Origin of the sequence: Roseateles sp. DAIF2 (assembly GCF_015624425.1) — a bacterium.
Classification (GTDB): domain Bacteria; phylum Pseudomonadota; class Gammaproteobacteria; order Burkholderiales; family Burkholderiaceae_C; genus Kinneretia.
The window spans coordinates 2,535,869-2,557,590 of record NZ_CP049919.1 but is presented as its reverse complement, the minus strand read 5'-3'; the positions used below and the strand labels follow the sequence as shown (position 1 = coordinate 2,557,590).

Sequence of the window (21,722 nt, the reverse complement as noted above, 5' to 3'; positions counted from 1 at the left end):
GGGCCTGCAAGCTTCGGAGACCTATATGACCCATAAGAAATCGCTGAAATGGCTATCCCTGGCGGCCTGTCTGGGTTCCAGCCTGACATTCGCGCCGGCGGCCTTTGCAGCGGACACCTGGAACTGGAACGTCTCGGGTTGCTCCTTGTCCTCCGGCACCAGCAGCGGCATGGGTAACGCCTATGGCTGCACCTCGACGGTCGGTGGCAAGACCGCCACGATCACCGCTTGGTCCACAACCGGCTACAACGGTTCCGGCTCCGACTTCGACAAGGCCTCGCTGCGCCGCTACGCATCCAACACCGAATTCGGCGTCGTCAATGACACCGGCGAAACCTCGACCGACAGCCAGCACGCGATCGACAACAAGAATCACACCGATGCGGTGCTGATCCAGTTCAGCGGCTCGGTAGAGTTGAACGGCTTGAACCTAGGCTGGATGTACAACGACTCGGACATCTCCATCCTGCGCTATGTGGGCAATGGCGATGCGTCCGCTGCCCTGCTGGGCAAGACCGCCGCGCAGATCAAGACCGACATGGACAATGGAGGTGACGGCTGGGATCTGGTGGCCAACAAGTTCAATGTGGGCACCTCGGCCGCCGCGACCTTCAACAACGCCAACGCGGTCGGCTCCAACGAGAGCTCCAGTTGGTGGCTGATCACGGCCTACAACCAGACCATCGGCACCACCACCGCCGACAGCAAGCTCGACTACTTCAAGCTCTTCTCCTTCGCCGCCGCGAGCAAGACGCAGACCCCGGGCACCGGCGTGCCGGAGCCGGCCACCCTGACCCTGGCCGCCGCCGCGCTGGGCGCGATCGGCTGGGTGCGCCGCCGCCGCGACCAAGCCTGATCGGCTTTAAGCTGAATGACCAAGCGCCCTTCGGGGCGCTTTTCTTTTGCCCCGCCGAGTTGTCCCTGCCGGGACATCCGTGAATAGAACGGTCGTGCTAAAACCCTGCCAGTACGTAGAAAGACGATAGGCAGGAGACGAGCATGGATCTGAACTTCACGCCGGAGGAGCTGGCCTTTCGCGCCGAGATCCGGCAATGGGTGGCCGCGAACCTGCCCAAGGACATCAGCCACAAGGTGCACAACGCGCTGCGCCTGTCCAAGGACGATATGCAACGCTGGGCCAAGATCCTGGGCAAGCAGGGCTGGCATGGCTGGGCCTGGCCCAAACAGTTCGGCGGCCCGGGCTGGAATGCAGTGCAGCGCCATCTGTTCGAGGAAGAATGCGCGCTGGCCGGGGCGCCGCGCGTCGTGCCCTTCGGCCCGGTGATGGTGGCGCCGGTGATCATGGCCTTCGGCTCGCCCGAGCAGCAGCAGCGCCACCTGCCCGGCATCATGAGCGGCGAGGTCTGGTGGAGCCAGGGCTATAGCGAGCCCGGCTCGGGCTCCGACCTGGCCTCGGTCAAGACCCGCGCCGAGCGCCAGGGCGACGCCTACATCGTCAACGGCCAGAAGACCTGGACCACGCTGGGCCAGCATGGCGACTGGATCTTCTGCCTGGTGCGCACCGACCCGACGGTCAAGCCGCAGGCCGGCATCTCCTTCCTGCTGATCGACATGAAGTCGCCCGGCATCACGGTGCGGCCGATCATCATGCTGGACGGCGAGCATGAGGTGAACGAGGTGTTCTTCGACAATGTCGAGGTGCCCGCCGAGAACTTGGTCGGCGAGGAGAACAAGGGCTGGACCTACGCGAAATACCTGCTGGCCCATGAGCGCACCAATATCGCCGACGTGAACCGCGCCAAGCGCGAGCTGGAGCGCCTGAAGCGCATCGCCAAGGCCGAGGGCGTCCTCGATGACAGCCGCTTCCGCGACCAGATCGCGCTGCTGGAGGTGGCCATCGTCGCGCTGGAGATGATGGTCCTGCGCGTGCTGTCGGCCGAGAAGTCCGGCAAGCAGTCGCTGGACGTGGCGGGCCTCTTGAAGATCCGCGGCAGCGAGATCCAGCAGCGCTACACCGAGCTGATGATGCTGGCCGCCGGCCCCTATGCCCTGCCCTTCGTCTTCGAGGCGATGGAGGCTGGCTGGCAGGGCGACCATGTCGGCGCCGCCCATTGCGCGCCGCTGGCCAGCCATTACTTCAACTACCGCAAGACCACGATCTACGGCGGCTCGAACGAAGTGCAACGCAATATCGTCGCGCAGACGGTGCTGGGCTGAGGAGGCCGACATCATGGATTTCGATTTCAGCGAAGACCAGCAATCACTGCGCGACGCGGTGCAGCGTTGGGTGGACAAGGACTATGGCTTCGAGCGCCGCCAGACCATCGTCAAGGTCGGCGGCTTCGACCGCGCGGCCTGGGACGGCCTGGTCGGCCTCGGCCTGACGGCCCTGGCCGTGCCCGAGGACCAGGGTGGCATGGGTTTCGGCCCGGTCGAGGCCATGGTCGTGATGGAGGAACTGGGCCGCGGCCTGGTGCTGGAGCCCTATGCTCAGGCCGGGCTGATCGCGCCGGCGGTGCTGGCCCATGCCGGCGCCGAGGTTCGCGCAGCCTGGCTGCCGAAGATCGCCGGCGGCGAGGCCCTGGTCGTGCTGGCGCACCAGGAGCGCGGCGCCCGCTACCGGCTCGACCGGGTCGCGACCCGCGCCGAGGGCTCGAAGCTTAGCGGCGCCAAGAGCCTGGTGCCAGCGGGCGACCAGGCCGACGCCTTCATCGTCCCGGCGCAGACCGGCGGCGGCATCGCGCTGTTCCTGGTCGAACGCGGCGCGGCGGGCGTCGCGACCCGCCCCTATGCGCTGCAGGACGGGTCCCGCGCCGCCGAGCTGAGCCTGGACCAGGCCCCCGCCACCCTGCTGGTCGGCCCCGAGCAGGGCCTGGCCGTGCTGGAACTGGCGGTGGACATCGGCATCGCGGCGCTGTGCGCCGAGGCCGTCGGCGCGATGGACAAGCTGGTGCTGCTGACCGCCGACTACCTCAACACGCGCAAGCAATTCGGCGTCGCGATCGCCAGCTTCCAGGCCCTGCGCCACCGCATGGCGGACATCAAGATGCAGCTGGAGCTGGCGCGCTCGATGAGCTACTTCGCCACGCTCAAGCTGGGCGAGCCGGATGCCGCGCGCCGCCGCGCCCTGTCGCAGGCCAAGCTGCAGCTGGGCCAGTCGATGCGCTTCGTCGGCCAGCAATGCACCCAGCTGCATGGCGGCATCGGCGTCACCGACGAGTACATCGGCAGCCACTACTTCAAGCGCCTGACCACGATGGAGATGCAGTTCGGCGACAGCCTGCACCACCTGGCCGAGGTCAGCGCCCGCATGCAGGACAGCGCCGGCGTCTTCGCCTGAGCCGCCGGCGCTACACTGATCCCGCCCGGGCCCAGCGGCTCGCGGCGGGATTCCTTCTTCCTCTTTTGCTCTCTGGGAGACCCTGCCATGGCCATCCGCAATGCCCTGCTCCCGACCCTGCTGATCGCGCTGCTGAGTCCCGCCCTGCCGGCCGCGGCCCAGGCCGCGATGAAGCCGGGCCTCTGGGAGATTCGCCAACAGCCACAGCAGCTCGACCCGCAGCGCCAGAAGCAGATGGCCGAGGCCCAGCAGCGCATGGCCGCGATGCCGCCCGAGCAGCGCCAGGCGATGGAGCAGATGATGGCCTCGCGCGGCATCAGCCTGGACATGAGCGGAGGCGGTGGCGGCGGCATGGCGGTGAAGATCTGCATCAGCCCGGAACAGGCCGCGCGCAACCAACCACCGATGCTGGACAAGGGCAAATGCCAGCATGACAGCCAGCGCAGCGGCAACACCATCAACACCCGCTTCCGCTGCACCGACCCGGCCGCCGAGGGCGACAGCGAGGTCACCCTGCGCGCCAATGGCGAGGGTTTCAGCAGCCGCACCCGCATCACGCATCAGCGCGGCGGCAAGGCCGAGACCACCCAGGTCAGCGGCGACGCCCGCTGGCTGGGCGCGGACTGCGGCGGCCTGAAGCCGCAGCCGCGCTGAGCTTGTCCTCTCTGCCATGCCGATCGACGACAGCATCTGCGACATCCCCGGCCTGAAGATCGGCCACTGGACCTCGACGCAGCGCCCCACCGGCTGCAGCGTGCTGTTGTGCGAACAGGGCGCAGTGGCCGGCGTCGATGTGCGCGGCGCGGCGCCCGGCACGCGCGAGACCGATCTGCTGGCACCGGAGAACACGGTGGACCGGGTGCATGCCCTGCTGCTGGCCGGCGGCAGCGCCTTTGGCCTGGATGCGGCCGGCGGCGTGATGCGCTGGCTGGCCGAGCGCGGCCATGGCTTCCCGGTCGGGCCGGCGCGCGTGCCCATCGTGCCCGGCGCGGTGATCTTCGACCTCTGGCTGGGCGACCCGGCCATCACGCCCGATGCCGCGGCCGGCTATGCCGCCTGCGAGGCCGCCAGCACCGCGCCGCCGGCCGAAGGCAATGTCGGCGCCGGCGCCGGCGCCACCATCGGCAAGCTGCTGGGTATCGCGCGCGCGATGAAAGGCGGCATCGGCAGCGCGTCCCTGACGGTGGGCGGCGTCACGCTGGGCGCGCTGGTCGTCGTCAACGCGATCGGCGACATCATCGATCCCGCCAGCGGCGTCCTGCTGGCCGGCGCGCGCGGCGCGGACGGCCGGCCGCTGGGCATGATCGCGGCCCTGCAGCGCGGCGAGCTACCGCAGGTGCCGCTGGCCGGCACCGCGACGACCCTGGGCATCGTCGCCACCAATGCACGCCTGGACAAGGCCGCGGCCACCAAGCTGGCGCAGATGGCGCATGACGGCCTGGCCCGCTGCATCAACCCGGTCCACACCGTCAGCGATGGCGACGTGATCTTCGCCCTCGCCACCGGCGGCGCCGAGACGCCCGCGGGCGATCTGCGCCTGCTCGGCCCGCTGGCCGCCGAGGTGACCGCCCGCGCGGTGCTGCGCGCCGTGCGTGCCGCCCGCGGCCTGCCGGGCCTGCCCTCGATCCACGAGCTGCCCGGATAATCCGGGCATGCGTTTGTCCCAGATTCTTTTTTCCCAAGGCTTCGGCACCCGTCGCCTGTGCGCCGGACTGATCCAGCATGGCGAGGTGTCCGTGCAGGGCGAGGTGGTCGACGACCCCGATGCCGATTTCTCGCCCGAGGGCCTGGTCTTCGAGGTTGGCGGCAAGACCTGGCCCTATTACGAGAAGGCTCTGATCCTGCTGCACAAGCCCGCCGGCTACGAATGCTCGCAAAAGCCCAAGCATCACCCCAGCGTGATGAGCCTGCTGCCGGCGCCGCTGCGCGAGCGCAATGTGCAGCCGGTCGGCCGGCTCGACGAGGACACCACGGGCCTCTTGCTGCTGACCGACGACGGCGCGCTGATCCACAAGCTGACCAGCCCCAAGCACCATGTGCCCAAGGTCTACGAGGCGCGCTGCAAGCATCCTGTGACGGCCGAGCAGGTGGCCCAGTTGCTGGCCGGCGTGGAGCTGCGCGAGCCCGACCCCAAGCCGCACCACAAGCCCGAGTTCACCCGGGCCGAGGCCGCCGAGGCCACCGGTGAGCAGTTGCTGCGCCTGACCCTGACCGAGGGCAAGTACCACCAGGTCAAGCGCATGGTGGCCGCGGTCGGCAACCGGGTCGAGGCCCTGCATCGCCCGAGCTTCGGCGCGCTGGCCCTGCCGGCCGATCTCGCGCCCGGCGCCTGGACCTGGGTGGCGAGCCCCGCGCTGATCTGGTCGCAGGCCTAGCAGCACCTAGGGCATGCCCTAGCTTTGTTCTCTCTTTGCAGCGAGCGCACCACGCTCCAGGGTTGATCCTAGGCGTTTTGTCATGCCGAGCCGGTAGAACCGCGATCTGTGGGAGCCTTCGAGACAGAAGGCCCCGTCGTTGGTTGATTGACAAAAATGATGACAAGCGCCGAACCCCAAGAGGATGGAGGGAACGCGGCGCAAGCGGATCGGATCGCCCAGCAGGTGGGCGCCGAGAGCCTCGCCGCGCTGTATGACATGACCCCGGCCCCGACGGCCGTGGGGCTGCTGTTCTGCTGCTTCCCGGTCATATGGCTGTGGCCGCACCTGCCGCATGGCCTGCTGCTGGGCTGGCTGGGCGCCCGAGCGCTGATCAGCGCGCTGCGCTGCCTGGATGTGCTGCAGTTCCGCCGCGCCCGCCCGGCCCCGGGCCAGCACGCCGCCTGGCAGCGGCGCTACATGGCGCTGCTGGCGCTGGATGCGCTGAGCTGGGGCGCGCTAGGCTGGTGGTTCCACAGCCCGGCCCTGCCGGAACTTGACGGCATCATCCTGGCCAGCCTGGTCGGCCTGGGCGCGATCAGCCTGTTCTCGCTGGGCAGCGTCTGGCGCGCCCATCTGCTGTTCTCGACCCTGGCCTTCGCGCCGCTGCTGGCCTACCACCTGAGCCTGGGCAGGCCGGCGGACCTGTTCGTCGCCGCCGGGTTGAGCCTGTTCCTGGGCGTCTCGCTGTTCGAATCGCGCCGCGTACAGGCGCGCCACGGCGAGCTGCTGCGCCTGCGCTTCGAGAACGCCTGGATCGCCGAGCAGCGCGAGCAGGCCCTGCAATCGGCCGAGCGCAACAGCAGCAGCAAGAGCCGCTTCGTCGCGATGATGAGCCACGAAATCCGCACCCCGCTGAACGGCATCCTGGGCATCACCCAGCTGCTGGAGCGCAGCGAGCTGGCGCCCGAGCAGCGCGAGCAGGTGCATATCGTGCGCCGCTCCGGCCGCCATCTGCTGACCCTGATCAACGACATCCTGGACCTGGCGCGCATCGAATCCGGCAAGCTGGTGATCGAGCCGGCCGCGCTGCAGCTGCGCGAGGCAGTCGACGATGTCTGCCAGCTGCTGGCCGCGGGCGCGCGCGAGAAGGGGCTGGACTTCCGGCTGCAGTGCAGCCCCACCCTGCCCGGCTGCGTGGTCGGCGATGCGGCGCGCATCAAGCAGGTGCTGCACAACCTGGTCGGCAACGCAATCAAGTTCACCGAGGCCGGCAGCGTCACGGTCGAGGTCGGCACGGTGCTGGACATGCGCGCCGGCACCCTGCTGCGCTTCGCGGTGCGCGACACCGGCGAGGGCATCCCGGCCGACCAGATGGAGCGCGTGTTCGCCCCCTTCGAGCAGGCCGAGCGCAGCTACCGGCTGCAGTCGCCCCGCCCCGAGGGCACCGGCCTGGGCCTGACGATCTCGCGCGAGCTGGCGCGGGCGATGGGCGGCGATCTGCGCTGCTGCTCGAGCCCGGGCCAGGGCTCGACCTTCGAGTTCACGCTGCCGCTGCAGGTCTGCGCCGACGCGCGGCCGAGCGGCCCGGAGCCTGCGCCGCTCACACTGCCGCGGCTGGCGGGCCGGGTGCTGCTGGTCGACGACAGCCCGGTCAACCTGCTGGTCGCGGCCAGCATGCTGGAGCGCTTCGGCCTGGCGGTGGACCAGGCCGAGGACGGGCTGCAGGCGCTGGAGCGCATGAAGGCCGGCGCCTACGACCTGGTGCTGATGGACTGCCAGATGCCCGAGCTGGACGGTTTTGAGGCCACCCAGAGCTGGCGCGCGCATGAGCGCCGCCAGGGCCTGACGCCGCTGCCCATCGTCGCGCTGACCGCCAGCGCGGTGAACAGCGACCGCCAGCGCTGCCTGGATGCCGGCATGGACGACTACCTGGTCAAGCCCTTCGAGATGGCCGATCTGCTGGCGATGGTGCAGCGCCATCTGCGCCAGCCGCAGCCCGCCTGAAGCCGTCCGCCGGCCAGGGCTTGGCGGCGCGGAGATAATCGGCGCCCATGCAGGTTTTCCGCGGCTTCCACCATCCCGGCATCGCGCCCGCTTGCGCGCTGACCATTGGCAACTTCGACGGCGTGCACCGCGGGCATCAGGCCATGCTGGCGCTGCTGCGCTCCGAGGCCCAGCACCGCGGCCTGCCGACCTGCGTGCTGACCTTCGAGCCGCATCCGCGCGACTTCTTCGCCGCCCGCTTAAGCAAGCCCGAGCTGGCACCGGCGCGCATCGCCACCCTGCGCGACAAGCTGCAGGAGCTTTCGCGCTGCGGCATCGACCAGGTCGTGGTGCTGCGCTTCGACGAGGCGCTGGCCTCGCTGCCGGCGCAGGACTTCATCCGCCGGGTGCTGGTCGACGGCCTGGCCACGCGCTATGTGCTGGTCGGCGACGATTTCCGCTTCGGCGCCAAGCGCCAGGGCGACTACGCCACCCTGGACGCCGCCGGCGCGCGCGAGGGCTTCGATGTCGCGCGCATGATGAGCTACGAGGTGCATGGCCTGCGCGTCAGCAGCTCGGCGGTGCGCGAGGCCCTGGGCGCCGGCGACATGGAGACCGCGACCCGGCTGCTGGGCCGACCCTATTCGATCTCCGGCCATGTGGTGCATGGCCAGAAGCTGGGCCGCTCGCTGAACGAATCGGCGGCCGGCGCGGGCGACGGTTTTCGCACCCTGAACCTGCGCTTCCCGCACGGCAAGTCGGCCGCCCATGGCATCTACGCGGTGCGCGTGCAGGGCCTGGCCGGAACGCCGCTGGACGGTGTGGCCTCGCTGGGCGTGCGGCCGACGGTCGAGCAGGCCGGGCGCATCCTGCTGGAGGTCCATTGCCTGGACTGGCCGGCCGAACTGGGTTCGGACGGGGCCTACGGTAAACTCGTGCGCGTGGAACTGCTGCACAAACTGCGAGACGAGGCCCGCTTCGAGGGCCTGCCGGCCCTGACCGCCGCGATTGCCCGCGACGTGGCCGAGGCGCGCGCCTACCTGGCCGCCCATGCAGCGTCCTACGTCAAGGTCAGTCGCCAGACCACGCGCGACCGAATTTGAAGCGCTGCGCGCGCGCCTCCCTCCGCCCCACGCTTCACGCAGACGCCCGCAGTCTGCCCACCCATTGCCGTTGCTGCCATGACCGACGCCGCCAACAAAGACTACCGTTCGACCCTGAACCTGCCCGACACCCCGTTCCCGATGCGCGGCGACCTACCCAAGCGCGAGCCGGGCTGGGTCAAAGACTGGGAGGACCAGGGCCTCTACAAGCGCCTGCGCGAGGCGCGCTGCGGCGCGCCGAAGTTCGTGCTGCACGACGGCCCGCCCTATGCGAACGGCCAGATCCACATGGGTCACGCGGTCAACAAGATCCTGAAGGACATGATCGTCAAGGCGCGCCAGCTGGACGGCTTCGACGCGGCCTATATCCCCGGCTGGGACTGCCATGGCCTGCCGATCGAGAACCAGATCGAGAAGACCTACGGCCGCGGCCTGCCGCGCGACGAGGTGCAGGCCAAGAGCCGCGCCTACGCGACCGAGCAGATCGACCAGCAGCGCGCCGATTTCAAGCGCCTGGGCGTGCTGGGCGACTGGGACAAGCCCTATCGCACGATGGACTTCAAGAACGAGGCCGGCGAGATCCGCGTGCTCAAGCGCCTGTTCGAGCGCGGCTTCGTCTACCGCGGCCTGAAGCCGGTCTACTGGTGCTTCGACTGTGGCTCGTCGCTCGCCGAGTTCGAGATCGAGTACGCCGACAAGCAGAGCCCGGCCGTCGACGTGGCCTTCCTGAGCGCAGAGCCGGCCAGGCTGGCCGCGGCCTTCGGCCTGGCTGCGCTTTCCAAGGATGCCTTCACCGTCATCTGGACCACGACGCCCTGGACCATTCCCGCCAACCAGGCGCTGAACCTGAACCCCGAGCTGCCCTATGCGCTGGTCGAGACCGAGCGCGGCTACTTCGTCGTGGCCGAGGCCCTGGTCGAGAAATGCCTGGCGCGCTGGAGCCTCGAGGGCCAGGTGGTGGCCGTCACCCCGGGCAAGTCGCTCGAGCTGCTGAAGTTCAAGCATCCGCTGGCCCATGTGGACCCCGGCTTCGACCGCGAGAGCCCGGTGTATCTGGCCGACTATGCCACCGCCGACGACGGCACCGGCATCGTGCACTCGGCCCCGGCCTATGGCCTGGACGACTTCAACAGCTGCGTCAGCCATGGCCTGGCGTTCAAGGACATCCTGAACCCGGTGCAGGGCAACGGCGTCTACGCGGCCGAGCTGCCGCTGTTCGCTGGCCAACATATCTGGAAGGCCAATGCGGTGATCGCCGAGGCGCTGCAGAACGCCGGCCGCCTGATGGCGCACAGCAAGCTGATGCACAGCTACCCGCATTGCTGGCGCCACAAGAGCCCGGTGATCTACCGTGCCGCGGCGCAATGGTTCGTGCGCATGGATGAAGGCGAAGGTGTGTTCACCGTCGACAAGGCGCCCAAGACCCTGCGCCAGACCGCGCTGGAGGCGATCGAGGCGACCAGCTTCTACCCCGAGAACGGCCAGGCGCGCCTGCGCGACATGATCGCCGGCCGGCCCGACTGGTGCATCTCGCGCCAGCGCAGCTGGGGCGTGCCGCTGCCGATCTTCCTGCACAAGGACACCGGCCAGCCGCATCCGAACACGCTGGAGTTCATCGAGCGCGCCGCGCAGCTGGTCGAGGCCGGCGGCGTCGAGGCCTGGTCCAAGCTGGACCCGGCCGAGTGGCTGGGCGCGGAAGCGGAGGCCTACAGCAAGGGCCAGGACATCCTGGACGTCTGGTTCGATTCCGGCTCCACCTTCCAGCATGTGCTGAAGGGCAGCCATCTGGGCGCCGCGCACGAGAGCGGTCCCGAGGCCGACCTCTACCTGGAAGGTCATGACCAACATCGCGGCTGGTTCCACAGCTCGCTGCTGATCTCCTGCGCCATCAACGGCCGCGCGCCCTACAAGGGCCTCTTGACCCACGGCTTCACCGTGGACAGCAAGGGCCACAAGATGAGCAAGTCCAAGGGCAATGGCGTGGACCCGCAGGACACCAGCAAGAAGCTGGGCGCCGAGATCATCCGCCTGTGGGTGGCCGCCTCCGACTACTCGGGCGACATCGCCGGCGACGACAAGATCCTGGCCCGCGTGGTGGACGGCTATCGCCGCATCCGCAACACCCTGCGCTTCCTGCTGGCCAACACCTCGGACTTCGACGCGGCCAAGGACGCCGTGCCGCTGGAGCAGCTGCTGGAGGCCGACCGCTATGCGCTGGCGCGCGCGGCCGAGTTCCAGGCCGAGATCCTGGCGCATTACCAGAAGTACGAGTTCCACCCGGTCGTCGCCAAGCTGCAGGTCTACTGCTCCGAGGACCTGGGCGCCTTCTACCTGGACGTGCTGAAGGACCGCCTCTACACGACCGCGCCAAAGTCGCTGGCGCGCCGCTCGGCCCAGACCGCGCTGTGGCACATCACGAACGCGATGCTGCGCTGGATGGCGCCCTTCCTCAGCTTCACCGCCGAGGAGGCCTGGAAGGTCTTCAACGGTGGCCAGACCATCTTCACCGAGACCTACTGGACCTTCGACGCGCCGGCCAGCGAGCTGACGGCCAAGTGGAACCGCATCCACGAGATCCGCGACGCCGTCAACAAGGCGATCGAGGAGGTGCGCACCACCGGCGCGATCGGCTCTTCGCTGCAAGCCGAGGTCACCCTGGGCGTCAATGCCGAGGACCTGGCCCTGCTGCAGAGCCTGGGCGAGGACCTGAAGTTCGTGCTGATCACCTCGGCCGCCAGCCTGGTGGCCGCGGACGAGTTGAGCGTGACGGTGACGCCCTCGACCCATGCCAAGTGCGAGCGCTGCTGGCATTACCGCGCCGATGTCGGCGCGAATCCGGCGCACCCGACCCTGTGCGGGCGCTGCGACAGCAATCTGCACGGCGACGGCGAGACCCGCACGGTGGCCTGACGAAACGAAACAAGGGGCGCCACGGCGCCCCTTGTTGTTTCCGGCTGAGCCCGAGCTCAGGGGAAGGCCGGAACGTTCGGTTCGACGCCCTCGAAATGCGCCTCCGGATGGGTGCGCTGCAGCAGCTCCTCGATCTGCGCGACGCGCGAGCGCGGCACATCGACCATCAGCAGGTACTGGCCCGCCGCGATGGCGTCGGCGAAACGGCGCAGGCGCCGGCTCGGCGTCGAGCTGCCGATCATGCTGGACCACCAGGTGCCCAGCACCGAGCCCAGCACCGCCAGCGCGATCACGATCGCCGCCGGCGCCGCCAGGCCGGCCAGCACATAGGCGCCGACGACGCCCATCGCCGCCCCCACGCCCGCGCCCAAGAGCATGCCGCGCTGGGCCGCTTCGATCACGTCCGAGGTCTGCAGGAAGTTGGCCGGATGCAGTCCCGTCATGTCCGCACCCTCGCGCGCCGCGAAATGGATGTGGTATTCGCTGATGCGGGCCAGCAGCAGCTCGTTCATGGTCTTGGTGGCACTGTCCAGGTCCGGCAGCAGCCAGTAGATGCGTTTGCGCATGGGAGGAGCTCCTTTGGTCGGGTCCGGTGTCGATGTCTGCGGCAGCACCACGCGTCGCACGGCACGACGAGGTTTTCTTCTACTCCTGAAACCGGCCGGCGGCAAGCGAGCGGCTACAGTAGCGCCCAGGTTTGAGCACTCCGTGCCTTTTTCATGTCAAAGTCATCTTCCGCCTCGTCGCCCCGCCTGCTGCAATGGCTGGGCATCGCCCTGCTGATCATCGTGCTGGACCAGTTCAGCAAAACCCTGATCCTGGGCCATTTCCAGCTCGGCGACAGCCGCTTCGTCACCAGCTTCTTCAATGTCGTGCGGGTGCACAACACCGGCGCCGCCTTCAGCTTCCTGGCCGGCGCCTCGGGCTGGCAGCGCTGGTTCTTCGTCGGCCTGGGCGTCGTCGCGACGATCTTCATCACCTGGATGCTGCGCCGCCACGGCCAGCAGACCCTGTTCGCCAGCGCGCTGTCCCTGATCCTGGGCGGCGCGATCGGCAATGTGGTGGACCGCCTGCTGCACGGCTATGTGGTCGATTTCATCCAGGTCCACTGGGGCGGCTGGTACTTCCCCTCCTTCAACATCGCCGACAGCGCGATCACGGTCGGCGCGATCCTGCTGATCTGGGACGAGCTGCGCCGCGTGCGCAAGGGCTAACCCCCTTGGTCGCGGGGCCGCGGCGCACTAGATTGCGCCATGGCCCCGATCGAACCACCGGCCGACGGACGGCATCCGCCGACCGCCTTCGACATCCCGCTGCGCGCCCTGCGCTTTGGCGACCCGCTGCGCTGGCTGGCCGCCGGTTGGCGCGACCTGCGCCGCGCGCCGGGCATCGGCCTGTTCTATGGTGCCTGCTTCATGGCGATGGGCTGGGCCCTGCTGGCGGTGTTCCGCCATGCGCCGGCCTACACCCTGGCGCTGTCGGCCGGCTTCCTGCTGATGGGGCCTTTCCTCTGTCTGGGCCTGTACCAGGTCAGCCAGCGCCTGGAGCGCGGCGAGGCGCCCGATCTGGGCGACTCGCTGCTGGCCTGGGAGAGCCGGCTGCCGCAGCTGGCGCTGTTCGGCTTCGTGCTGCTGATCCTGGAGATGCTGTGGGGCCGCGCGGCCCTGGTGGTGTTTGCGGTCAGCTTCGACGGCATGCCGGACTTCGGCGGCTCGCTGTGGAAGCTGTTGCTGGATCCGGAGAACCTGGGCTTCGTCCTCGCCTATCTGGCGGTCGGCGCGCTGTTCGCCGGTCTGATCTTCGGCATCAGCGTGGTCGCGATGCCGATGCTCTTGGACCGGCCCACCGATGCGGTCAGCGCCGCCCTGACCAGCCTGCGCCTGGTGCTGACCCAGACCGGGGTGATGCTCTGGTGGGGGGCGCTGATCACCGCCCTGGTGCTGCTGGCCCTGCTGCCGGGCTTCGCCGGCCTGCTGCTGGTCGGCCCGCTGCTGGGCCATGCGAGCTGGCATGCATACCGCGCCGCCGTGATGGACTGAACACGACAGCGCGAAAATCCCGAGGGCCTGTCACGCGCCAGCGGCGACAATGCGGCGCTTGCAAACCACGCCGCCCATGCTTGATTTCTCCAGCTTGACGCATTACGACTGGCTCGACGTGCCCATGTGGGTGTTCGACCAGGAGCATCAGCGCAATCTCTGGGCGAACGCGGCGGCGCTGTCCTTCTGGCGCGCCGAGAGCGCCGAGGAATTCCTCTCGCGCGATTTCTCCGACACCAGCCCGATGGTCAAGGAGCGCCTGGCGGTCACCGCGGCCGACCATGTGCAGGGCAAGATCGTGCGCGAGCAATGGACGCTCTACCCCCGCGGCCAGGCCACCACGGTGCTGCTGGTCTCGCGCGGCATGCGCACCCCGGACCGGCGCCAGGTGATCCTGTTCGCGGCCGACGCGCTGCCGGCCGGCGTCGACAAGAGCATGCTGCGCGGCGTCGAGGCGCTGCAGCACACCTCGGTGCGCATCGCGATGTTCAGCCTGAAGGACGGCTCGGTGCTGATGCGCAACCCGGCCGCGGCCACCGCCTTCGCCCTCGGCGAGGAGCGCGGCAACAAGGCCTTCCTGGCGATGTTCCCGGACCCCGACCTGGCGCGGCGCATCTTCGGTCAGGTGCAACGCGGCCACAGCTTCGCCGCCGACCTGGAGCTCATCACCACCGGCGGGCGGCGCTGGCATGGCGTCGACGCGCGGCCGATGCGCGACCCGGTGACCGGCGAGCTGGTGATGCAGTTCAATGCGCGCGACATCGCCGACCTGAAGGCCAGCCAGGCCGCGCTGGAGGCGGCGCGCGAGGCGGCCGAGGCCGCCAGCCAGGCCAAGAGCAGCTTCCTGGCCAATATGAGCCATGAGATCCGCACGCCGATGAACGGCGTACTGGGCCTGACCGAACTGGTGCTGCAGACCGAGCTGTCCGAACGCCAGCGCAAGTTCATCGAGCTGGCGCACAACTCGGCCAAGGGCCTGATGGTCATCATCAACGACCTGCTGGACGTGGCCAAGATCGAGGCCGGCCGGGTGCAGATCGAACAACACCCCTTCTCGTTGCACGACTGCCTGCGCGAGGCGCTGCAGCCGCTGCTGCTGCATGCGCATGAGAAAGGCATCGGCCTGCATGCGCGTGTGCAGCCCGGCGTGCCCCTGCATGTGCTGGGCGATGCGCTGCGCCTGCGCCAGGTGCTGGTGAACCTGGTCGGCAATGCGCTGAAGTTCACCGAGAAGGGTGAGGTGCGGCTGGAGGTGCAGCGCATCGACGACGGCAGCGCCTGCGAGACCCCGGCGCAGCTGCGCTTCTCGGTGCATGACACTGGCATCGGCATGACGCGCGAGCAGATCGCGCAGATCTTCGACCCCTTCACCCAGGCCGACGGCAGCATCACGCGCCGCTACGGCGGCACCGGCCTGGGCCTGACCATCGTGCAGCGCCTGGTGAACCTGATGGGCGGCCGGGTCGCGGTGGAAAGCCAGCCCGGCACCGGCTCCTGCTTCAGCTTCGAGCTGAGCCTGCAGCGCGGCCAGCAGCCCGCGGCCGGCACGCCGGCGTCGCTGAACGGCCAGCCCGCGCTGGCCGCGGCCGCCTCAGACCAGCAGCACGCCTGAACCGATGGTCTTGCGGGCCTCCAGGTCCCGATGCGCCTGGACGATCTGCTCGAGCGGATAGCGCTGCTCGACATGGATCTTCACCGCGCCGCTGCCCACCACCGCAAACAGGTCGTCGGCCATCTCCTGCGTGATCTCGCGCGAGCTCAGATGGGTGAACAGGGTCGGCCGCGTCACATAGAGCGAGCCCTTGGCCGCCAGCTGGCCCAGCTGCAGCGGCGGCGCGAAGCCCGAGGCATTGCCGAAGCTGACCAGGAGGCCAAAGGGCGCCAGGCTGTTCAGCGAACCCTCGAAGGTGTCCAGGCCCACCGAGTCGTACACCACCTTGACGCCGCGGCCGTCGGTGATGTCCTTGACCCGCGCGGCGAAGTCCTCGCGCCGGTAGTTGATCGCATGGGCCGCGCCGGAGCGCAGCGCCAGCGCGCATTTCTCGTCCGAGCCGGCAGTGGCGATCAGGTTCAGGCCCAGCGCCTTCGCCCATTGGCAGGCGATCAGGCCGACCCCGCCGGCCGCGGCATGGAACAGCACGAAGTCCCCCGCCGCCAGCCCGCCCTGCGGCAGCGTGCGGCGCAAGAGGTATTGCGCGGTCAGGCCCTTCAGCATCATCGCAGCGCCGGTCTCGAAGTCGATGGCCTCCGGCAATCGCACAACGCAACGCGCCGGCATCACGCGCGCCGTCGCATAGGCGCCGGGCGGCTGGCTGGCATAGGCGGCGCGGTCGCCGACCTCCAGATGCGTGACACCCTCGCCCACCGCCTCGATGATGCCCGCGGCCTCCATGCCCAGGCGTGCCGGCAGCGGCAGCGGGTAGGCGCCGCTGCGGTGGTAGACGTCGATGTAGTTCAGGCCCAGGGCCTGATGGCGGATGCGGACCTCGCCGGGACCGGGCGCGCCGACCTCGACATCGACCCAGTGCAGCACCTCAGGCCCGCCCGGGGCCTCGATCTGGACGGCTTTTTCGCCACGACTCATGGGCTTGCTCCTGATGGGGAATAGATGAACTCCGCTATCGTGCCAGCCTTTGTCCATCCTTGCCGACGACGACCGTGATGCTGACGCCCCGCCTGGCCCTGCTGCTCACCCTGCCGCCGCTGATGTGGGCCGGCAATGCCGTCGTCGGCCGCATGGTGTCGACCAGCGTGCCGCCGCTGCTGCTCAATGCGATGCGCTGGTCCCTGGTGTTCCTGCTGCTCTTGCCGCTGGCCTGGCGCCTCTTGCGCCGGCCGGCCGCGCTGCTGGCGCGCTGGCCCTATCTGCTGCTGATCGGCGTGCTGGGCATGGGCTGCTACAACGCGCTGCAGTACCAGGCGCTGCGCAGCTCCACCGCGTTGAACGTCACCCTGATCACGGCCAGCATGCCGGTCTGGATGCTGGCGGTCGGCGCGCTGATGTACGGCGTGCGGCCCTCGCGCCAGCAGTTCTGGGGCGCGCTGCTATCGCTGCTGGGCGTGGCGCTGGTGATCACCCATGGCCAGCTGGAGCGCCTGCGCGAGCTGCAGTTCCTGCCGGGCGACCTGCTGATGCTGCTGGCGATCTTCTCCTGGGCGGTCTACAGCTGGCTGCTGGCGCGCCCGCCGGCGCATATGCAAGGCGAGCAGAAGCCCGCCTGGAACTGGGCCGAGACGATGATGAGCCAGCTGGTGTTCGGCCTGCTGTTCGCGGCCGGCAGCGCCGGGCTGGAGCAGAGCTGGACCGAGCAGCCGCTGGTCTGGGGGCCAGGTCTTGCCCTGGCCCTGGCCTATGTCGCAATCGGCCCCTCGCTGATCGCCTACCGCTGCTGGGGCCAGGGCGTGGCCGAGGCCGGGCCGACCCTGGCCGGCTTCTTCGTCAACCTGACGCCGGTGTTCGCCGCGCTGATGTCGGCCGCCCTGCTGGGCGAATGGCCGGCCTGGTACCACGGCCTGGCCTTCGCGCTGATCGCCGCCGGCATCGTGGTGTCGGCACGGCCGGCCAGATCCCCAGATCGAAGTCTGTAAGCAAACGTCAGCACGGGCCTAAAATCATCCGGTCGTTCGCGAACCGGAGGTGATGTATGCCTTCCTTGCTGAAGACCCATCCATGGCGCGCCCTGGCCGGCGCCCTGATGCTGATGACGACGCTCGCCGCGCCCGCCCAGGAGCTGGGCAAGGGCGGCTCCAAGGCCACCGGCAGCGCCGGCCCCGAAGGCGCGCACAACGCCTCGGCCGAACTGGAGCGCTGCGATGCCCCCAAGGGCACGATCGCGGTGGTCGAGCCGCAATCCTCGCTGGCGATGGCGCTGCAGCGCTACCAGCTGGGCTCGCCGACCAGCGTGATCCGCATGCTAATCCAGCAGTCCAACTGCTTCCAGGTGGTCGAGCGCGGCATGGCGATGCAGAACATGATGCAGGAGCGCGCGCTGGCCCAGTCCGGCCAGCTGCAGGCCGACCAGAACATCGGCCGCGGCCAGATGGTGACGGCCGATTTCCTGGTCACGCCCAATGTGGTGTTCAGCGAGAACAATGCCGGCGGCATCGGCGGCGGCCTGCTGGGCGCCTTCGGCGGCAGCGCCGGGCGGCTGATCGGCGGCATCGCCGGCGGGCTCAAGTTCAAGCAGGCGCAGACCAGTCTGCTGCTGTCCGACTCGCGCTCCGGCATCCAGGTCGCGGCGGCCGAGGGCAGCGCCGAGAAGGCCGATTTCTCACTCGGTGGCGCGCTGTTCGGTGGCGGGGGCGGCGCGGCCCTGGGCGGCTACTCGAACACCAACGAGGGCAAGGTGATTGTCGCCTCCTTCATCGACAACTGGAACAACATCGTGCGGGCGATCCGCAGCAACCCCTCGCTGATCCAGGCGCGCGCCGGCGAGGCCTCGCAGCGCAACGCGGCCGGCAGCGTGCAGGCCAATGCCGCGGCCGAGGGCGATGTGATGGTGCCCAAGATCGGCGGCGCCAAGGTGCTGCGCCAGCCGCGCGAGGGCGCGCCGGAGCTGCAGACCCTGGCGCGCAGCGACGAGGTGCTCTATCTCGGCGAGGAGCGCGACGGCTACCTGAAGGTCCAGTCCGGCAAGGGCGAGGGCTGGGTCAAGAAGGTGCTGGTCCGCAAACAGTAAAACATATCTGCCCCCGGCCCGTCACAACGGGCCGCCCCCCGAGGGGGCGCAAGTCGTTCTTGGGGCAGCCCGGCGAACGACTTGGCCAGTACTTCAGAACGTACCCGGGTAGGCCCCGCCGTCCAGCAGGATGTTCTGCCCGGTCAGATAGCCCATCTGCTGACTGCACAGCATCGCGCAGACCGCGCCGAACTCGGCCGCGCTGCCGAAGCGCTGGGCCGGGATCGCGCCGCGGCGCTTGGCGGCCACCTCGTCGGCCGCCTGGCCGCTCTTGGCCGCGCCGGCGGCCAGGGTCTTCTGCAGGCGCTCGGTATCGAAGGCGCCGGGCAGCAGGTTGTTCAGGGTCACGTTGCGGCCGGCCAGGCGAGGCTGGCGCGCCAGGCCGGCGACGAAGCCGGTCAGGCCCGAGCGCGCGCCGTTGGACAGGCCCAGCGTGTCGATCGGCGCCTTCACCGCGCCCGAGGTGATGTTCACGATGCGGCCGAAGCCGCGCTCGGCCATGCCATCCACCGTGGCCTTGATCAGCTCGATCGGGGTCAGCATGTTCGCCTCCAGCGCCGCCAGCCATTGCTCGCGGCCCCAGTCGCGGAAATCGCCGGGCGGCGGGCCGCCGGCGTTGTTGACCAGGATGTCCACCTGCGGGCAGGCCGCCAGCGCGGCGGCGCGGCCCTCAGGCGTCGCGATGTCACCGGCCACCGTGCGCACGTCGACGCCGGGGTAGGCGGCGCGGATCGCCGCCGCCGTCGCCTCCAGCGCCTCGGCGCCGCGCGCCGTGATCACCACATTGACGCCCTCGCCCGCCAGCGCCTCGGCGCAGCCGCGGCCCAGGCCCTTGCTGGCCGCGCATACCAGGGCCCAGCGGCCCTTCAGTCCGAAATCCATACTTCGCCTATCTCCATTTGGTCAGCAGCCACACGCCGCCCAACACCAGGACCGTGCCGGCCGCCACCCAGGGGGTGAAGGGCTCGCCGAGGATCCACACGCCCATCAGTATCGTGGACATCGGGCCGATCATGCCGGTCTGGGCCGCGATCGTCGCGCCGACCCGCTCGATCGCCATCATCACCATCAGCACCGGCGCGAAGGTGCAGGCGGTCGCGTTCAGCAGCGACAGCCACCAGACCTCGGGCGCCAGCGCCGCCAGCCCCGAGACCGGGCGCAGCAGCAGGAACTGGCCGATGCACAGCAGGCAGGCCACGGTCGTCGCCAGGCCGGTCAGGCGCATCGCGCCCAGGCGCTTGACCTCCTCGCCGCTGTAGACCAGGTAGAGCGCATAGCTGACCGCGCTGCCGAACACCAGCCCCGCGCCCAGCGCGACATGGCTGCCCTGCAGTTGCAGCTCCTGGCCGAACACCAGCAGCACGCCGGCATAGCTGACGCCCAGCGCGATCAGCTGCCGCCCGGTCACCCGGCGCTTGAACAGGATCCAGCCCAGGAACAGCACCAGGGTCGGGTTCAGATAAAGGATCAGCCGCTCGAAGCTGGCCGATACATAGGCCAGGCCGGCGAAGTCCAGGAAGCTGGCCAGGTAGTAGCCGGAGAAGCCCAGGCCCAGGATCGCGATCCAGTCGCGCCGCGTCAGCGCCGGCTTGCCGCGCCCGGCCCACCAGGACAGCAGCAGGAACAGGGGCAGCGCGAACAGCATGCGCAGCATGATCAGGGTGACCGCATCGACGCCGTGGCGGTAGGCCAGCTTGACGATGATGGCCTTGCCGGAGAAGGCCACCGCCCCCATCGAGGCGAGTGCCAGACCTGGCCACAGCGGCTTGGGTTCGGAAGACATCCGCGGCATTGTAGAAAGCCGCCCGGCCGCCCGCCCTTCGTTTGGACACAAGCCGGCCTTGCCGGACGCGCCACAAGACGGCTGCCCTGCGCACAAATGCACGGCCGCCGGGCATTGCTTGACCGCCACCAAGGTAATGAATTGTTTCGCTCGCTAAAATTGGTATTCGTCTGGTGTTCAAAACACGATACCAATCATTCGATCCGGTCTCGCCCACACGCGAAGAACCAGGACGGGTCCGCAGAGGGATGGAGGGTTGTTAGCGATGCGAAGAAGAACGATGCAAGACCACCGCCGCCGCACCGGCGGCATGGCCGGTTTCACCCTGGTCGAACTGATGGTCGCGGTGGTCGTCGCGGCCATCCTGGCCGCGGTGGCCATCCCCAGCTACACCAGCTTCATCGACAAGAGCCGCGCCCGCGACGCCAGCGCCGATCTGGCTGCGCTGGCGCTGAACCTGCAGAACCAGTTCCAACTGCAGCTGGGTTATCCGGTAAATCCCGCCGACACCGAGGCCACCACGGCCAAGTTCTCCGGCTGGTCGCCGACCCAGAAGGCCCATTTCCGCTACACCCTGGTCAGCACCGCCAATGCCTACACCTTGACCGCTACCGGCCGGGGCCGCCTGGCTGGCTGCACGATGAGCCTGACCGAGGCCAATGTCAGCTCGGCCAGTGCGGCCTGCGGCTTCACGGCATGGTGACGAGGGCCCCGCAGCGCGGTATCGGCCTGGTCGAACTGATGATGGCGCTTGCGCTGACCATGCTGCTAGCGGTCGGCGGCACCGCGTTGAACCGGGTCTGGCTCGACAAAACCGCGATGCGCCAAAGCCAGGCGCTGCTGAACCAGGCCATGAGCGAATTGAAGGCCCGGGCGCTGCGCAATCCCAACGGCCAGCCGATGGGGCAACCCGCGGCCGTGCTGCTGAGCCTGAACGGCCAGTTGTGCGTCTTCGGCGCTGCGCCGGCCCAGCGCAATTGCGCCAACGCACTCTGGCTGGGGCGGCCAACCGCAGGCATCCAGTTCCAGAACCAGGAGCCCAACGACGCCTGCCTAGCGATGGACAGCGCCGGCCAATTGCTGCCCAGCTCGGTTGCCGGCATCAACTGCGGCATGAATCTCAACTACACCATCAGCCGCAATCAGGAACCGATCGATGGCACGCTCAATTGACAAGCAGCGCCAGCGCGGCGTCTCGCTGGTAGAAGCCTTGGTCGCCATGGTGCTGCTGAGCGTGCTGGGCCTGGGCATGGCCCATGCGCTGGGCCGCACGATGATGGCCAGCAAGTTCCACAAGGCCCAGAGCCTCGCGGTGCAAGGCGTGCGCGCGGACCTCCAGACCAACGGCATGGCCCAGGGCTGCCCCAACGCCGGCGAGACCACCAGCAGCCGCGACCTGCCCTTGGGGCCCAACCTGAGCATCGACGACGTCAACCGGACCTGCCGCGTGGTCCCGGTGATCGTCACCATCGACAACATCGAGCGCAACACGACGTCGGTGCAGCTGCAGTACGAGGTCAGGGCCGAAACCTTGCTAGGCCCCGGCACCCTGACCCTGAGGAACTGA

21 protein-coding genes are annotated in these 21,722 nt (G+C 69.0%); 17 read left to right on the top strand and 4 right to left on the bottom strand.

Going from position 1 to position 21,722, the window contains the following annotated elements:
* Nucleotides 1–25: 25 nt before the first annotated feature.
* The 9 genes from xdp1 (at nt 26) to ileS (ending at nt 11,654) form a co-directional block, all read left to right on the top strand.
* Nucleotides 26–856, top strand: a complete 831-nt coding sequence (gene xdp1, locus G8A07_RS11805) for an exosortase-dependent surface protein XDP1 (protein WP_195797176.1) — start codon at nt 26–28, stop codon at nt 854–856.
* A 143-nt stretch (nt 857–999) separates the two neighbouring features.
* The gene (locus G8A07_RS11800; protein WP_195797175.1) at nt 1,000–2,178 is read left to right on the top strand and encodes an acyl-CoA dehydrogenase family protein; all 1,179 of its coding nucleotides are present in this window, start codon (nt 1,000–1,002) and stop codon (nt 2,176–2,178) included.
* Between the two features lie 13 nt (nt 2,179–2,191).
* Nucleotides 2,192–3,301, top strand: a complete 1,110-nt coding sequence (locus G8A07_RS11795) for an acyl-CoA dehydrogenase family protein (RefSeq protein ID WP_195797174.1) — start codon at nt 2,192–2,194, stop codon at nt 3,299–3,301.
* An 87-nt stretch (nt 3,302–3,388) separates the two neighbouring features.
* Nucleotides 3,389–3,955 (top strand): DUF3617 domain-containing protein, encoded by a 567-nt coding sequence (locus G8A07_RS11790; RefSeq protein ID WP_195797173.1) that lies wholly within the window; start codon nt 3,389–3,391, stop codon nt 3,953–3,955.
* 16 nt (nt 3,956–3,971) lie between these two features.
* Complete coding sequence (locus G8A07_RS11785) at nt 3,972–4,946, top strand: P1 family peptidase (RefSeq protein WP_195797172.1); 975 nt, start codon at nt 3,972–3,974, stop codon at nt 4,944–4,946.
* Between the two features lie 7 nt (nt 4,947–4,953).
* Nucleotides 4,954–5,676, top strand: a complete 723-nt coding sequence (locus tag G8A07_RS11780) for a pseudouridine synthase (RefSeq protein ID WP_195797171.1) — start codon at nt 4,954–4,956, stop codon at nt 5,674–5,676.
* A gap of 156 nt (nt 5,677–5,832) precedes the next feature.
* Nucleotides 5,833–7,662, top strand: a complete 1,830-nt coding sequence (locus G8A07_RS11775; protein WP_195797170.1) for an ATP-binding protein — start codon at nt 5,833–5,835, stop codon at nt 7,660–7,662.
* A 47-nt stretch (nt 7,663–7,709) separates the two neighbouring features.
* Nucleotides 7,710–8,744, top strand: coding sequence for a bifunctional riboflavin kinase/FAD synthetase (locus G8A07_RS11770; RefSeq protein WP_195797169.1), 1,035 nt, complete (start codon nt 7,710–7,712; stop codon nt 8,742–8,744).
* A 78-nt stretch (nt 8,745–8,822) separates the two neighbouring features.
* The gene (gene ileS / locus G8A07_RS11765) at nt 8,823–11,654 is read left to right on the top strand and encodes an isoleucine--tRNA ligase (protein WP_195797168.1); all 2,832 of its coding nucleotides are present in this window, start codon (nt 8,823–8,825) and stop codon (nt 11,652–11,654) included.
* Between the two features lie 56 nt (nt 11,655–11,710).
* Here the strand turns inward: ileS and G8A07_RS11760 are convergent, their stop codons facing one another.
* The gene (locus tag G8A07_RS11760; RefSeq protein WP_195797167.1) at nt 11,711–12,220 is read right to left on the bottom strand and encodes a DUF1269 domain-containing protein; all 510 of its coding nucleotides are present in this window, start codon (nt 12,218–12,220) and stop codon (nt 11,711–11,713) included.
* Between the two features lie 153 nt (nt 12,221–12,373).
* On the opposite strand from G8A07_RS11760, the gene lspA reads away from it, so the two are divergent.
* The 3 genes from lspA (at nt 12,374) to G8A07_RS11745 (ending at nt 15,305) form a co-directional block, all read left to right on the top strand.
* Complete coding sequence (gene lspA, locus G8A07_RS11755) at nt 12,374–12,868, top strand: signal peptidase II (RefSeq protein WP_195797166.1); 495 nt, start codon at nt 12,374–12,376, stop codon at nt 12,866–12,868.
* A 39-nt stretch (nt 12,869–12,907) separates the two neighbouring features.
* A complete protein-coding gene (locus tag G8A07_RS11750; RefSeq protein WP_195797165.1) occupies nt 12,908–13,693 on the top strand; it encodes a DUF2189 domain-containing protein in 786 nt (261 codons plus the stop codon).
* 76 nt (nt 13,694–13,769) lie between these two features.
* Nucleotides 13,770–15,305 (top strand): ATP-binding protein, encoded by a 1,536-nt coding sequence (locus tag G8A07_RS11745; RefSeq protein ID WP_195797164.1) that lies wholly within the window; start codon nt 13,770–13,772, stop codon nt 15,303–15,305.
* Here G8A07_RS11745 and G8A07_RS11740 read toward each other — a convergent pair.
* Nucleotides 15,285–16,277: a quinone oxidoreductase gene (locus G8A07_RS11740; protein ID WP_195797163.1), complete on the bottom strand. Its 993-nt coding sequence runs from the start codon at nt 16,275–16,277 to the stop codon at nt 15,285–15,287. The genes G8A07_RS11745 and G8A07_RS11740 overlap by 21 nt on opposite strands.
* 77 nt (nt 16,278–16,354) lie before the next feature.
* Here G8A07_RS11740 and G8A07_RS11735 point away from each other — a divergent pair, with 77 nt between their 5' ends.
* Nucleotides 16,355–17,281 carry a DMT family transporter gene (locus G8A07_RS11735; protein ID WP_213086296.1) on the top strand — a complete coding sequence of 309 codons (927 nt, stop codon included), beginning with the start codon at nt 16,355–16,357 and terminating at the stop codon, nt 17,279–17,281.
* A gap of 56 nt (nt 17,282–17,337) precedes the next feature.
* Nucleotides 17,338–18,372, top strand: a complete 1,035-nt coding sequence (locus G8A07_RS11730) for a CsgG/HfaB family protein (protein ID WP_195797161.1) — start codon at nt 17,338–17,340, stop codon at nt 18,370–18,372.
* Nucleotides 18,373–18,465: 93 nt separating this feature from the next.
* Here G8A07_RS11730 and G8A07_RS11725 read toward each other — a convergent pair whose 3' ends face one another.
* Nucleotides 18,466–19,254: an SDR family oxidoreductase gene (locus G8A07_RS11725; RefSeq protein ID WP_195797160.1), complete on the bottom strand. Its 789-nt coding sequence runs from the start codon at nt 19,252–19,254 to the stop codon at nt 18,466–18,468.
* 7 nt (nt 19,255–19,261) lie between these two features.
* Nucleotides 19,262–20,155: a DMT family transporter gene (locus G8A07_RS11720; protein ID WP_195797159.1), complete on the bottom strand. Its 894-nt coding sequence runs from the start codon at nt 20,153–20,155 to the stop codon at nt 19,262–19,264.
* A gap of 280 nt (nt 20,156–20,435) precedes the next feature.
* On the opposite strand from G8A07_RS11720, the gene G8A07_RS11715 reads away from it, so the two are divergent.
* The 3 genes from G8A07_RS11715 to G8A07_RS11705 are packed head-to-tail and all read left to right on the top strand — an operon-like array spanning nt 20,436 to nt 21,722.
* Entirely contained in the window at nt 20,436–20,858 is a 423-nt protein-coding gene (locus tag G8A07_RS11715; protein ID WP_213086269.1) for a type IV pilin protein, read from the top strand.
* A gap of 38 nt (nt 20,859–20,896) precedes the next feature.
* A complete protein-coding gene (locus tag G8A07_RS11710; RefSeq protein WP_195797158.1) occupies nt 20,897–21,328 on the top strand; it encodes a hypothetical protein in 432 nt (143 codons plus the stop codon).
* Nucleotides 21,312–21,722, top strand: a complete 411-nt coding sequence (locus G8A07_RS11705) for a prepilin-type N-terminal cleavage/methylation domain-containing protein (RefSeq protein WP_195797157.1) — start codon at nt 21,312–21,314, stop codon at nt 21,720–21,722. Before G8A07_RS11710 ends, G8A07_RS11705 begins: the two co-directional genes overlap by 17 nt.